We start from the raw sequence: 13,963 nt of genomic DNA on the forward strand, positions 1-13,963 counted from the left end.
AAACGCCCGGTTACATTCCGAACCCGGAAGCTAAGCCTTACAGCGCCGATGGTACTGCAGGGGGGACCCTGTGGGAGAGTAGGACGCCGCCGAACTCCCTTTAGAGCTCTGGCTCTTGGGCACGCAGCCCAAGAGCCAGAGCTTTTTTGCGTTGAGGTAAGGTCAGGGGGCATCGTTGGCACGTTTCCCACAGGAGGCTCCCGGGTGGAGGTCCAGGAGACCCGCGTCCAGACAGACCGGGTCCTCACCATCCCCAACATCCTCAGCATGGCGCGTCTCGTCGGCGTGCCGATCTTCCTGTGGCTGATTCTCAGGCCTGAGTTCGGAGGCCCCAAGAGTGACGAGTGGGCGCTGCTGGTGCTGGCTCTGAGCGGAGTCAGTGACTATCTGGACGGCAAGCTCGCGCGACGTTGGAACCAGATCAGCAGCCTTGGCCGGCTTCTCGATCCCGCGGCCGACCGCCTCTACATTCTCTCGACTTTGGTCGGTCTTACCTGGCGCGAGATTCTGCCAATCTGGTTGACTGCTGTACTTCTGGTGCGGGAGCTGGTCCTGCTGGTGATGGTGGGCATCCTCAGGCGGCACGGCTATCCGCCGCCGCAGGTGAACTTCCTGGGTAAGGCAGCCACCTTCAACCTGATGTACGCCTTCCCGCTGCTCTTGCTCAGTGACGGAACTGGATGGATCTCGTCACTCGCTGCTATTTTCGGATGGGCGTTCGCTGGTTGGGGTACAACGCTCTACTGGTGGGCAGGAGTCCTCTACGTAGTACAAGTCCGCCGCCTGGTACGTGCGGACGCCATGGCCGATTGAACTCGCCGATTGCTGCGGCCGAAGCGGCCCGATGGCCCTCGGCGGAAAAGTGCGGGACAATCTGGACGGGTGAAGTCGGCTAGACCGTCGTCTCTTTGAGGAGGACGCTTCCGACATGAAGGCCGTCGTGATGGCCGGAGGCGAAGGCACACGCCTTCGCCCCATGACCTCTAGCATGCCCAAGCCGCTCCTACCCGTGGCCAACCGCCCGATCATGGAGCATGTGCTGCGGCTGCTCAAAAGGCATGGGCTGAACGAGACCGTCGTAACTGTCCAGTTCCTGGCCTCATTGGTCAAGAACTACTTCGGTGACGGCGAGGAGCTCGGAATGGAGCTCTCTTATGCCAATGAGGAGAAGCCACTCGGTACCGCCGGAAGCGTCAAGAACGCCGAAGAGGCGTTGAAGGACGATGCTTTCCTCGTTATCTCCGGTGATGCCCTGACCGACTTCGACCTCACCGAGCTCATCAATTTCCATAAGGAAAAGGGTGCGCTGGTCACCGTGTGTCTGACACGTGTGCCCAATCCGCTGGAATTCGGCATCACGATTGTCGACGAAGAGGGCAAGGTCGAGCGGTTTCTCGAGAAGCCGACGTGGGGGCAGGTCTTCTCGGACACCGTGAACACGGGCATCTATGTCATGGAGCCCGAGGTCTTCGACTATGTCGAACCCGACGTGCCCGTCGACTGGTCAGGCGATGTCTTCCCGCAGTTGATGAAGGAAGGCAAGCCGGTCTACGGCTATGTCGCCGAGGGGTACTGGGAGGACGTCGGCACACACGAGAGCTACGTGAAGGCGCAGGCCGACGTGCTGGAGGGCAAGGTCGACGTCGAGATCGACGGTTTCGAGATCTCGCCGGGCGTGTGGGTGGCGGAGGGTGCCGAGGTGCATCCGGACGCGGTTCTGCGTGGGCCTCTCTACATCGGCGACTACGCCAAGGTCGAGGCGGGGGCGGAAATCCGCGAGCACACCGTGGTCGGCTCGAACGTGGTCGTCAAGACTGGTGCCTTTCTGCACAAGGCCGTCGTGCACGACAACGTGTACGTGGGCCAGCACAGCAATCTGCGTGGCTGCGTCGTCGGAAAGAACACCGACATCATGCGTGCCGCGCGAATCGAGGACGGTGCTGTCATCGGCGATGAGTGCCTGATCGGTGAAGAATCGATCGTTCAGGGCAATGTGCGGGTCTACCCGTTCAAGACCATCGAGGCCGGTGCCTTCGTCAACACCTCGGTCATCTGGGAATCCAGGGGCCAGGCCCATCTCTTCGGTGCTCGCGGGGTCTCCGGCATCCTGAACGTGGAGATCACGCCCGAGCTCGCGGTGCGCCTGGCCGGCGCCTACGCGACGACGCTCAAGAAGGGCTCCACCGTCACCACTGCCCGCGACCACTCCCGTGGTGCCCGGGCGCTGAAGCGGGCGGTCATCTCCGCGCTGCAGGCCAGCGCCATCGACGTACGCGACCTGGAGAACGTACCGCTGCCAGTTGCCCGGCAGCAGACCGCGCGGGGCAGTGCCGGCGGGATCATGATCCGGACCACTCCCGGTGTGCCGGACTCAGTGGACATCATGTTCTTCGACGGGAACGGTGCCGACCTGTCGCAGGGCAGCCAGCGGAAGCTGGACCGCGTGTTCGCGCGGCAGGAGTATCGGCGGGCCTTCCCGGGCGAGATCGGGGACCTGCACTTCCCGGCCAGTGTCTTCGACTCGTACACCGGGTCGTTGCTGCGGAATGTCGACACGACCGGGATCTCCGAGTCCGGGTTGAAGGTCGTCGTCGACGCATCGAACGGCAGCGCCGGGCTCGTTCTGCCGAGTCTGCTCGGGAAGCTCGGTGTGGATTCGCTGACGATCAACCCCGGTCTCGATGAGTCCCGGCCCACGGAGACCGGTGACCAGCGGCGGTCGGGGCTCGTGCGGCTGGGCGAGATCGTGGCCTCCTCGCGGGCGGCGTTCGGCGTGCGGTTCGATCCCGTGGGCGAGCGGCTCTCGCTCGTCGACGAGAAGGGCCGGATCATTGAGGACGACCGGGCGTTGCTCGTCATGCTCGACCTGGTCGCCGCCGAGCGGCGCAGCGGGCGGGTGGCGCTGCCGGTGACCACGACGCGGATCGCCGAGCAGGTGGCCGCGTACCACGGGACGCAGGTGGAGTGGACGACGACCTCGCCCGACGATCTGACCCGGGTCGGGGGCGACGACTCGACGATCTTCGGTGGTGACGGCAAGGCCGGCTTCATCATCCCGGAGTTCAGCAGCGTCTTCGACGGTACGGCGGCCTTTGTGCGGTTGATCGGGCTGGTGGCGCGGACCCAGCTCACGCTCAGCCAGATCGACGCACGGATTCCGCGGGCGCACGTCCTGAAGCGGGATCTCGCGACTCCCTGGGCGGTCAAGGGACTTGTGATGCGTCGGGTGGTCGAGGCGGCCGGAGACCGCTTCGTGGACACCACTGACGGCGTGCGCGTGGTGGAGACCGACGGGCGCTGGGTGATGGTGCTGCCCGACCCGGCCGAGGCTGTCACCCATCTGTGGGCGGAAGGCCCGGACGACGCCTCGGCGCAGGCCCTGCTCGACGAGTGGTCGGCGGTCGTGGACAGCGCCGGACGTTGAAAAGCGCAGCACGCGTGCGTGCCGGACAAGTGTCCCCAAGGGGGCCTGTCCGGCACGCCGGTGGGGCCATTCGGAGGTAGTGGTCGCGACGTGCGACGATGTGCGGCATGCCGCAGCAGCCCCCCGTTCGGAGCACACCTACGCGCCCTTCGCGGCCGGACGCGTCCATGTTCCTGCTCACCAACGTCATGGACCACAGCCTCGACGACGGCTACGCCGAGGCAGCCGCCCGGAGGAAGGCGGAGGGTGCCGGCGGCCTGCCGAAGACCCTGCGGGCCAAGCTGGGCCTAGCCGCCGGGCTAGTGCTCGCGGCCCTCGTCGTGACCGTCGGAGCGGCACAGGCCCGCGTGGCGGCTCCGGTCGTCGCCAAGGAGCGCGAGGAGCTGATCGACCGCATCGACCGGGAGACCGCGGCGGCCGACAAGCTGGAGGGCTCCGTCGACAAGCTTCGCGACGACGTGAGCGCGCGACAGCGGGAAGCCCTCAAGAAGAGTGGCAGTGGGGACCAGAGCGAACTGGTGGGGATTCTGTCGGGTGCAGTCGAAGTGCACGGACCCGGCGTGAAGCTGGTCGTGAACGATGCCAAGGAAGCCACCAGCGGCGGCAACGGCAATCCGCGCGAGACCTCGGACTTCTCCGACACCGGTCGGGTGCGCGACCGCGACCTGCAGCGCGTGGTCAACGGGTTGTGGGAGTCGGGGGCCGAGGCCATCTCCATCAACGGGCAGCGGCTGACAGCCCTGTCGGCGATCAGGGCCGCCGGTGACGCGATACTGGTCGACAACAAGCCACTGGTTCCGCCCTACACGGTGCTCGCCGTGGGCAACGGCAAGCAGCTCAGCACCAGGTTCCAGAACAGCGCCGACGGGCTGTATCTGCACGCCCTGCAGGAGAACTACGGCATCCGGACCGCCATCTCCGTGGAGAGCGACCTCCGGCTGCCCGCCGCACCGAGTGTGATCGTACGTACAGCACAGCCGAAGACAGAGAAGACGGAGAAGGGCACATCGTGATCGCCGTACTGGGCCTCGTCGTGGGAGTCGTGGCCGGACTGTTGGTCCGGCCTGAGGTTCCGGCGGTCGTCGAGCCTTATCTGCCGATCGCCGTCGTGGCGGCGCTGGACGCCGTCTTCGGTGGTCTGCGGGCCATGCTCGACGGCATCTTCGACGACAAGGTCTTCGTGGTGTCGTTCCTGTCCAACGTGGTGGTGGCCGCACTGATCGTGTTCCTGGGCGACAAGTTGGGCGTGGGCGCCCAGCTTTCCACCGGTGTCGTCGTGGTCCTCGGTATCCGCATCTTCTCCAACGCCGCGGCGATCCGCCGGCACGTGTTCCGGGCGTGACGCCGATGAGCAACCAGGACGAGACCCCCGAGCCCGAGAACAGGCTGCGCAAGGAACTGCCGGAAGAGGTGCCCCAGACGGCGTCCGAAGCCGCGGACGCAGCCGAGGAGAAGCCCGAGCCCGGGCTGACCGGGCGCCGGCGCCTGGTGCAGGGCCTGTGGCCGCCGCGTGTCACGCGGGCCCAACTCATCGTCGCCGTGCTGCTGTTCGGCCTCGGCTTCGGCCTGGCCGTGCAGGTCGCCTCGAACAGCGACAGCGACAGCGCCCTGCGCGGTGCGCGTCAGGAAGATCTCGTTCGCATCCTCGATGAACTCGACGACCGTACTCAGCGTCTTGACGACGAGAAGCAGGGACTGGAGAAGCAGCGCGACGAGCTGGAGAACAGCTCCGACCAGGCCGAGGAGGCCCGCAAGCAGACTGTCGAGAAGGAGAAGCAACTCGGCATTCTGGCGGGCACGGTGGCCGCGCAGGGTCCCGGCATCACGATGACGATCGAGGACACGAAGGGGACGGTCGAGGCGGACATGCTGCTCGACGCGATCCAGGAGCTGCGCGCGGCCGGGGCGGAGGCGATCCAGGTGAACGACGTGCGCGTGGTTGCCGGAACGTATCTCACGGACTCCGGCAAGAGCGTCAGCGTCGACGGGAACAAGATCAACGCGCCCTATCGTTTCAAGGTCATCGGCAAGCCGGCGGACCTCGAGCCGGCCCTCAACATCCCTGGAGGCGTGGTGCAGACTCTTGAGAAGGAGCAGGCCACCGTTACCGTCGAGCGGTCGAACAAGATCGTCGTGGACGCCTTGCGAGCCGCGAAGCGGCCTGACTACGCTCGGTCGTCCTCACGGTGAACCGGCGGTGCATGGGGGACGTCCGGCGAGGGCATGAGGTTGCGGGGGGTCGGCGCACCGAATGGGTGGTGCGTGGTGGAAACTGTCTGGTGGATACGGACGTTGTGAGGATGTCCGGGTCGGCCGGTGTATGCAATCAGGGTTCGTCCTGCCCCACGGGCGGGTCTGTTTCGGTCAAGGGGAATCGCCCGTGAAGTTGTTTGCGAAGTTGTTCGGCAAGAGCGCGCGAGAGGGCAGTGACAACGCGACTGCCCGTCATCGCGCACAGCCCGACGCAGAGGATCAGCGTCCGCTGTTCCGGGACCAGGTAGGCGGTCCGGGTGGCGACATTTCCGGAGGTCAGGGCGCGCCGTCTGTTGACCCTGCGCAGTCCGGCGGCATAGGTTTCGGGCAACCGTCAACCTCAAGTACGGGTGGAGGGTTTTCCCCAATGTCGGCCCTGGTGTGTACGAGGTGCGGTAACCGCAACGCGGAGAACAGCCGCTTCTGCTCCAACTGCGGTGCTCCGCTGCGGGCTGGGGCAGCGGCCGAGCGGCCGTCCGAGACGACGTCGACGATCTCCATCTCCGGCATCGAGGCCTACGACTCCGAGGTCACCGGTCAGACGCAGGTGCCGGCGCTGTCCCCCGAGGCGCAGGCGGCCGTCGACGCGCTGCCGCTGGGCTCCGCGCTCCTGGTCGTGCGCCGTGGTCCGAACTCCGGCAGCCGCTTCCTCCTGGACGGTGACCTGACCACGGCCGGGCGTCATCCGCAGAGTGACATCTTCCTGGACGACGTGACGGTCTCGCGTCGTCACGTGGAGTTCCGCCGCGGCGCGGACGGCTCGTTCACGGTGGCCGACGTGGGCAGTCTGAACGGCACGTACGTCAACCGCGAGCGGATCGACCAGGTCGCCCTGAACAACGGTGACGAGGTGCAGATCGGCAAGTACCGGCTGGTCTTCTACGCGAGCCAGCAGGGCTACTGACCGGCCCCCGGGCTCTGCCCGGGGGAACCCCAGGGAAGGTCCATGCTTCGAACACCGAGCGGCGGTGCCGGACACGGCACCGCCGCCACGGACAGTGGGCTGATGAGCATCGGCACAGTGCTGAACGTGCTGCGCGACGAGTTCCCCGAGGTCACCATCTCCAAGATCCGCTTTCTGGAGTCGGAAGGGCTGATCGAGCCGCAGCGAACCCCCTCGGGGTATCGCAAGTTCAGTGCCGACGACGTCCAGCGCCTCGGACACGTCTTGAGGATGCAGCGGGACCACTATCTGCCGCTCAGGGTGATCCGCGAGCACCTGGAGGCCATGGAGCGCGGCGAGGCCGTGCCACTGCCCACGGTGGGCCGTCAGCGCGACGGTGAGCCCACCCTGGAGGTCTCCGAGGCCCCCGCGGCGGCCCGGATCGGGAAGGCCGAGCTGCTCGCCGCCGCAGGGATCGGTGAGCAGGAGCTCCAGGAGTGGGAGTCGTACGGGCTCGTGGCGCCGCTGGAGGACGGGGCGTACGACGCGGAGACGGTCACCGTCGCCTCACTCGTGGTCGAGCTGGGGCGGTTCGGGATCGAGCCGCGGCATCTGAGGGTGATGAAGGCCGCCGCCGACCGCGAGGCGGGGCTGGTGGACCAGGTGGTGGCCCCGCTGAAGCGGCACCGCAATCCGCAGACCAGGGCGCATGCGGAGGCGCGTACGAAGGAGCTGGCGGCGCTCACCGTGAAGCTGCACGCGGCGCTCGTGCAGACCGCGCTAGGCGTGCGACTGCCCTGAGCGGGGCGTGCCCTGTGAGGGCCGGAACGTCCCCCCGTTTCCTGCCCGACTACCCAAACGTCCCGGGCACGTCCTAGGGTTGCTGTGTGAACGAGCTCGATGTCGTAGGTGTCCGGGTCGAAATGCCCTCCAACCAACCGATCGTGCTCCTGCGTGAAGTGGGAGGCGACCGCTACCTCCCCATCTGGATCGGGCCGGGGGAGGCGACCGCGATCGCCTTCGCCCAGCAGGGCATGGCCCCCGCACGACCGCTGACCCACGACCTGTTCAAGGACGTGCTGGACGCCGTCGGCCAGGAGCTCACCGAAGTGCGCATCACGGACCTGCGTGAAGGTGTCTTCTACGCGGAGCTGGTCTTCGCCAGCGGCGTCGAGGTGAGCGCTCGCCCGTCCGATGCCATAGCGCTGGCCCTGCGCACCGGAACGCCGATCTACGGCAGTGATGGCGTGCTCGACGACGCGGGCATCGCGATTCCGGACGAGCAGGAGGACGAGGTGGAGAAGTTCCGCGAGTTCCTCGACCAGATCTCGCCGGAGGACTTCGGAACCAGCAGCCAGTGAGGCGTGACCGGCCCGGCGGACTCGCGGTCCCGTGGCGGGCCGGTCGGTGGTCGATCACGGCTCAAATGCCCGCAATTGCCAATGGCGAGTGCGGGCGTCCTACGGCCCGCTCCGAGCGCATTCGGCTAGCCTTTCCCCGCGATGGGGTACGGGAAACCACTCCTAGGGTGATTATCACTCGGCGTGCCGAGTGTGGCGGTCGTTGACGCACCCCTGGTGGCTGCCTACCGTCGAGGAGGCAGGTCAAGGACGGAGGTCGGCGTGAGAAGCACCGGCGACGGTACGGCTGGGGGTGCCCCCGGACGCGGTTTCGGGGGGAGCAGCCCGTACCCGCTTCACGGCAGCGCGGCCGATCACGTCTCGCAGCGACCGGCGGCCGTGCCGAGCAGCGGAGGGGCGGCATCCATGGCGTCCGAGCAGATCGGCTACCGCGGTCCGACGGCCTGCGCGGCCGCCGGCATCACCTACCGGCAACTGGACTACTGGGCGCGCACCGGGCTCGTCGAGCCCAGCGTCCGGCCTGCCTACGGGTCGGGGACGCAGCGGCTGTACAGCTTCCGGGACGTCGTCGTCCTGAAGATCGTCAAGCGCTTCCTGGACACCGGTGTCTCGCTGCAGAACATCCGCACCGCGGTGCAGCATCTGCGTGAGCGCGGGTTCCGGGACCTGGAACGCATGACGCTGATGAGCGATGGCGCCACGGTCTACGAGTGCACCTCGCCCGACGAGGTCCACGCGCTGCTGCAGGGCGGCCAGGGGATCTTCGGGATCGCGGTGGGAGTGGTGTGGCGGGACGTCGAGAGCGCGCTGTCGCAGCTGCACGGCGAGCGGATCGACACCGGCGAGACCCTGGTCGGGAACAACCCGGCCGACGAGCTGGCGCGGCGGCGGAACCGGGCCGTCTGACGGCGCTTTCCCCTGCCGGGGCTCCGGCGGCACTGCATTGTCAGTGGCGTGGTGCAGCATCGGAGATGTGAGAAACGCACCCACGATCCTGCATCTCGACATGGATGCCTTCTACGCCTCGGCGGAGCAGGCATCCAAGCCGAGTCTGCGTGGGAAGGCCGTGATCGTGGGCGGGCTCGGGCCGCGCGGGGTGGTCGCCACGGCGTCGTACGAGGCGCGGGTGTTCGGGGTGCGGTCGGCGATGCCGATGGCTCAGGCGCGTCGGCTGGCGCCGAACGCCGCGTATCTCGTGCCGCGCTTCGGGTTCTACCGGGCGATCAGCGAGCAGGTGATGGAGCTGCTGCACTCGCTGTCACCGCTGGTGGAGCCACTGAGCCTGGACGAGGCCTTCGTGGACCTGGAGGCCGGGGAGGCGGCCTGGGACGAGGCGTCGGCGCGGCTGGTGGGGGAGAAGCTGCGGGCTGACATACGGGCTGTCACGGGGCTCACCGGGTCGGTGGGCCTTGCCGCCTGCAAGATGCTCGCGAAGATCGCCTCCGAGGAGGGCAAGCCGAACGGGCTGGTGCTGATCGAGCCCGGGACCGAGCGGGCCAAGCTCGGGCCGATGTCGGTGCGCATGCTGCCGGGCGTGGGGCCGGCCACGGGGGACCATTTGCGGCGGGCCGGGATCACCACGGTCGACGAGATCGCCGAGGCGGGCGAGGACGAGCTCGTACGGCTGCTGGGCAAGGCCCACGGGCACGCGTTGTACGCCATGGCGCTGGCGCACGACGACCGGCCCGTGGTGGCCGAGCGGGAGGCCAAGTCCGTGTCGGTCGAGGACACCTACGACGTGGACATCCACGACCGAATCCGGGTGGGGCTCGAGGTGCAGCGGCTGGCCGACCGGTGTGTGCGGCGGCTGCGTGGCGCGCGGCTGTCGGGGCGGACCATCGTGCTGAAGGTGCGGCGGTACGACTTCTCCACGCTGACCCGGTCCGAGACGCTGCGCGGGCCCACGGACGACCCGGCGGTGGTGCGGGAGGCCGCTGCCCGGCTGCTGGACTCCGTGGACACCACGGGCGGCGTGCGGCTGCTCGGGGTGGGCGTCACCGGGCTTGCCGACTACACGCAGGAGGACCTGTTCGCGCAGGCGGCGGGGGAGGTGGCGGAGCAGCCCGAGGAGGAGGGCGGCGAGGAGCCCGTCGAGGAGCAGCAGGTGCCCGCCGAGCGGCGCTGGCCCGCGGGACACGATGTGCGGCATGCCGAGTTCGGGCACGGGTGGGTGCAGGGCAGCGGGCTCGGACGGGTCACCGTACGGTTCGAGACGCCCGATTCGGAGCCGGGGCGGGTGCGGACGTTCCGGACCGACGACACCGAGCTGGAGCCGGCGGATCCGTTGCCGCTGGTGCCGCGAAGACCTGGGGCGGGCGCAGCCCCCGCGGGGGCTGCGTGAGTGGTGCGAGGCCGCGTCAGGCGTCGGCGTCCTCCGTGCCCGCGAGCCGGCCGAAATCGCGGTCGGGGACGGCGGGTGGAGGGGTGAGGCCGAGTCCGTAGTGGTGGTAGAGCTGGAGTTCCTGTTCGGGGGAGAGATGACGGCCCACGCCGAAGTCGGGGGCGTCCTTGATGAGGGCCCGGTCGAAGGGGACGTGCAGGGTGCCCTCGACCAGCTCGCTGGGCTCCAGGGGCACGAAGGCGTCCCGGGAGAACAGGCCGGTGCGTATGGCCGCCCACTCCGGCGCGCCGGTCGCGTCGTCGAGGTAGACCTCGTCGATGGTGCCGATCTTGGTGCCGTTGCGGTCGAACGCCTTGCGGCCGATCAGGTTGCGCGGATCGATGTCGGTCTGCACGGGCCCTCCACTTGGTCGCAACTCATCCGTAAGCACTACAAAAGAGCACATTGGAGATGGCGGCCACTCGAGGGATGGGGTGTTGCACTCGCTGGTAGGCTGACAGCGGCTGCTGACCCTGTGCGGGAGAGTCCTCCGGACACCATCGGAGGCGCCGAAGGAGCAAATCCTCCCCGGAATCTCTCAGGCCCACGTACCGCACGGACGAGGTCACTCTGGAAAGCAGGGCGGGTGTCGACGGCCTCCGCTCTCACCGACGGTGAAAGCCGGAAGCCCTTTTGGGCGATCCGGTGAAGCTCTCAGGTTGAGATGACAGAGGGGGAGGCCGTCCGGGTACCCGCGCCGTGGTGCCCCTCGAAGGTCGTGTCAGACCAGGAGGCCTCCGCCAATGACCGCCCATCGCATTCCGCTCTCCGAGCTCGAACAGGGGATCCCTTTCGAGCAGCGCCACATCGGGCCCGACCACGAGGCCCGGGCCAAGATGCTCGCGCACGTCGGATACGGCTCGCTGGACGAGCTCACCGCCGCCGCGGTCCCGGATGTGATCAAGAACGCCGATGCGCTCGAGCTGCCGGGTGCGCGCACCGAGGCCGAGGTGCTGGCCGAGCTGCGTTCGCTGGCCGACCGCAACCAGGTGCTCGATTCCATGATCGGGCTCGGGTACTACGGGACGTTCACGCCGCCGGTGATTCTGCGGAACGTCATGGAGAACCCGGCCTGGTACACGGCCTACACGCCGTATCAGCCCGAGATCTCTCAGGGGCGGCTCGAGGCGCTGCTCAACTTCCAGACCGTGGTCGCCGACCTCACCGGGCTGCCCACCTCCGGTGCCTCGCTGCTCGACGAGGGGACGGCCGCCGCCGAGGCCATGGCGCTCTCCCGGCGTATGGGCAAGAACAAGAAGGGCCTGTTCCTGGTCGACGCCGATGTGCTGCCGCAGACCATCGCCGTGATCGAGACCCGCGCCGAGCCGACCGGTGTGGAGGTCGTGGTCGCCGACCTCAGCGACGGGATTCCGGCCGAGGTCGCCGGGCGTGAGATCAACGGCGTGCTCGTCCAGTACCCCGGCGCCTCCGGTGTCGTACGGGACATCAAGACGGTCATCGACCAGGCGCACGAGCTGGGGGCCCTGGTCACCGTCGCCGCGGATCTCCTGGCTCTCACCCTGCTGAAGTCGCCCGGTGAGCTCGGTGCGGACATCGCCATCGGGACCACGCAGCGGTTCGGTGTGCCGATGGGCTTCGGCGGGCCGCACGCGGGCTACATGGCCGTACACGAGAAGTTCGCGCGCAGCCTGCCCGGGCGGCTCGTGGGTGTGTCCGTGGACGCGGACGGGCACAAGGCGTACCGGCTCGCGCTGCAGACGCGTGAGCAGCACATCCGGCGGGAGAAGGCCACCAGCAACATCTGCACCGCGCAGGTGCTGCTCGCCGTCATGGCCGGGATGTACGCGGTGTACCACGGGCCCGAAGGGCTGAAGGGCATCGCGCAGCGCACCCACCGGTACGCCACCATCCTCGCCGAGGGGCTCAAGGCCGGTGGCGTCGAGATCGTGCACGGTTCCTACTTCGACACGATCACCGCGCGCGTGCCGGGCGGGGCCGCCGCGGTCGTCGCCGCCGCTCGGGAGAACGGCGTCAATCTGCGCCTCGTCGACGCCGACCATGTGTCGATCGCCTGCGACGAGACCACCTTGCGGGCCCAACTGGGCGCCGTATGGACCGCGTTCGGGGTCAAGGGGGACATCGAGGCGCTGGACGCGGCTGCCGCGGAGGCGATTCCCGCCGAGCTGCTGCGCACCGACGAGTACCTCACCCACCCGGTCTTCCAGCAGTACCGCTCCGAGACCGCGATGCTGCGCTACCTGCGCAGGCTCGCCGACCGCGACTACGCGCTCGACCGGGGCATGATCCCGCTGGGCTCCTGCACGATGAAGCTCAACGCGACCACCGAGATGGAGCCCGTCACCTGGCCCGAGTTCGGGCAGCTGCACCCCTTCGCGCCCGCCGAGCAGGCGCAGGGGTATCTGACGCTGATCCGTGAGCTGGAGGAGCGGCTCGCCGAGGTCACCGGGTACGACAAGGTGTCCCTGCAGCCCAACGCCGGATCGCAGGGGGAGCTGGCCGGGCTGCTCGCCGTGCGCGGGTATCACCGGGCCAACGGGGACGAGCAGCGGACCGTGTGCCTGATTCCGTCGTCCGCGCACGGCACCAATGCCGCCAGCGCCGTGATGGCCGGGATGAAGGTCGTCGTCGTGAAGACCGCCGAGGACGGCGAGATCGACGTCGAGGATCTGCGGGCGAAGATCGAGCAGTACCGTGACGAGCTGTCGGTGCTGATGATCACGTACCCCTCCACGCACGGTGTGTTCGAGGAGCATGTCGCCGACATCTGCGCGCAGGTGCACGAGGCGGGTGGTCAGGTCTACGTCGACGGTGCCAACCTCAACGCCCTGGTCGGGCTCGCCAAGCCGGGGCACTTCGGCGGCGACGTCTCGCACCTGAACCTGCACAAGACCTTCTGCATCCCGCACGGCGGCGGTGGCCCGGGCGTCGGTCCGGTCGGCGTGCGCGCGCACCTGGCGCCCTATCTGCCGAACCACCCGATGCAGCCCGCGGCCGGTCCGGAGACGGGTGTCGGGCCCATCTCGGCCGCGCCCTGGGGGTCCGCGGGGATCCTGCCGATCTCGTGGGCCTACGTCCGGCTCATGGGTGGCGAGGGGCTGAAGCGGGCGACGCAGGTGGCGGTGCTCTCCGCCAACTACATCGCCAAGCGGCTCGAGCCGCACTACCCCGTGCTCTACACCGGCCCGGGCGGCCTGGTCGCGCACGAGTGCATCATCGATCTGCGGCCGCTGACCAAGGCGACCGGGGTGAGCGTCGACGATGTCGCCAAGCGGCTGATCGACTACGGGTTCCACGCGCCGACGATGTCGTTCCCGGTGGCCGGCACGCTGATGATCGAGCCGACCGAGTCCGAGGACATCGTGGAGCTGGACCGGTTCTGCGAGGCGATGATCGCCATTCGTGCGGAGATCGAGAAGGTCGGCGCGGGCGAGTGGGCTGCGGACGACAACCCGCTGCGGAACGCGCCGCACACCGCCGCCGCGCTGGGCGGTGAGTGGGAGCACGCGTACTCGCGCGAGGAGGCAGTGTTCCCGGCCGGGGTGTCGGCCGCCGACAAGTACTGGCCGCCGGTGCGCCGGATCGACCAGGCCTTCGGTGACCGGAACCTGGTGTGCTCGTGCCCGCCGCTGGACGCGTACGAGGACTGAGACCGTGAGCCAGGGCCCCGCTTCGGTGGGGCC

General features: G+C 68.3%; 12 protein-coding genes, 1 rRNA gene and 1 riboswitch. Of the genes, 12 read left to right on the forward strand and 1 reads right to left on the reverse strand.

Annotated elements, in window-relative coordinates; all coding sequences use genetic code 11:
• The 11 genes from rrf to ACFY1L_RS19760 form a co-directional block, all read left to right on the forward strand.
• Nucleotides 1–95, forward strand: a 5S ribosomal RNA gene (rrf, locus tag ACFY1L_RS19710); the annotation flags it as partial.
• Nucleotides 96–204: 109 nt separating this feature from the next.
• Entirely contained in the window at nt 205–813 is a 609-nt protein-coding gene (locus tag ACFY1L_RS19715; RefSeq protein WP_388825418.1) for a CDP-alcohol phosphatidyltransferase family protein, read from the forward strand.
• Nucleotides 814–928: 115 nt separating this feature from the next.
• Nucleotides 929–3,424: a sugar phosphate nucleotidyltransferase gene (locus tag ACFY1L_RS19720; protein WP_388825421.1), complete on the forward strand. Its 2,496-nt coding sequence runs from the start codon at nt 929–931 to the stop codon at nt 3,422–3,424.
• Between the two features lie 107 nt (nt 3,425–3,531).
• Nucleotides 3,532–4,437 (forward strand): DUF881 domain-containing protein, encoded by a 906-nt coding sequence (locus tag ACFY1L_RS19725; RefSeq protein ID WP_388825424.1) that lies wholly within the window; start codon nt 3,532–3,534, stop codon nt 4,435–4,437.
• On the forward strand, nt 4,434–4,766 hold the full coding sequence (locus ACFY1L_RS19730) for a small basic family protein (protein ID WP_003988855.1): 333 nt from the start codon (nt 4,434–4,436) through the stop codon (nt 4,764–4,766). Before ACFY1L_RS19725 ends, ACFY1L_RS19730 begins: the two co-directional genes overlap by 4 nt.
• A gap of 5 nt (nt 4,767–4,771) precedes the next feature.
• Nucleotides 4,772–5,614 carry a DUF881 domain-containing protein gene (locus ACFY1L_RS19735; RefSeq protein WP_388825427.1) on the forward strand — a complete coding sequence of 281 codons (843 nt, stop codon included), beginning with the start codon at nt 4,772–4,774 and terminating at the stop codon, nt 5,612–5,614.
• A 61-nt stretch (nt 5,615–5,675) separates the two neighbouring features.
• A complete protein-coding gene (locus tag ACFY1L_RS19740; protein WP_388825430.1) occupies nt 5,676–6,581 on the forward strand; it encodes an FHA domain-containing protein in 906 nt (301 codons plus the stop codon).
• Between the two features lie 42 nt (nt 6,582–6,623).
• A complete protein-coding gene (locus tag ACFY1L_RS19745; RefSeq protein ID WP_388825433.1) occupies nt 6,624–7,361 on the forward strand; it encodes a MerR family transcriptional regulator in 738 nt (245 codons plus the stop codon).
• An 86-nt stretch (nt 7,362–7,447) separates the two neighbouring features.
• Complete coding sequence (locus ACFY1L_RS19750) at nt 7,448–7,921, forward strand: bifunctional nuclease family protein (RefSeq protein ID WP_186287664.1); 474 nt, start codon at nt 7,448–7,450, stop codon at nt 7,919–7,921.
• A 261-nt stretch (nt 7,922–8,182) separates the two neighbouring features.
• Entirely contained in the window at nt 8,183–8,827 is a 645-nt protein-coding gene (locus ACFY1L_RS19755; RefSeq protein ID WP_388825437.1) for a MerR family transcriptional regulator, read from the forward strand.
• Between the two features lie 67 nt (nt 8,828–8,894).
• Nucleotides 8,895–10,262: a DNA polymerase IV gene (locus ACFY1L_RS19760; protein WP_388825440.1), complete on the forward strand. Its 1,368-nt coding sequence runs from the start codon at nt 8,895–8,897 to the stop codon at nt 10,260–10,262.
• A gap of 16 nt (nt 10,263–10,278) precedes the next feature.
• On the opposite strand, the gene ACFY1L_RS19765 is transcribed toward ACFY1L_RS19760, so the two are convergent.
• Entirely contained in the window at nt 10,279–10,656 is a 378-nt protein-coding gene (locus tag ACFY1L_RS19765) for a PRC-barrel domain-containing protein (RefSeq protein ID WP_388825442.1), read from the reverse strand.
• A 113-nt stretch (nt 10,657–10,769) separates the two neighbouring features.
• A riboswitch (glycine riboswitch) is annotated at nt 10,770–10,865 on the forward strand.
• Between the two features lie 179 nt (nt 10,866–11,044).
• Between ACFY1L_RS19765 and gcvP the strand changes: the two genes are divergently transcribed.
• Entirely contained in the window at nt 11,045–13,930 is a 2,886-nt protein-coding gene (gene gcvP, locus ACFY1L_RS19770) for an aminomethyl-transferring glycine dehydrogenase (RefSeq protein ID WP_388825445.1), read from the forward strand.
• Nucleotides 13,931–13,963 lie beyond the last annotated feature (33 nt).

Source organism: Streptomyces sp. NPDC001663, from assembly GCF_042893105.1.
Taxonomy (GTDB): Bacteria; Actinomycetota; Actinomycetes; order Streptomycetales; family Streptomycetaceae; genus Streptomyces.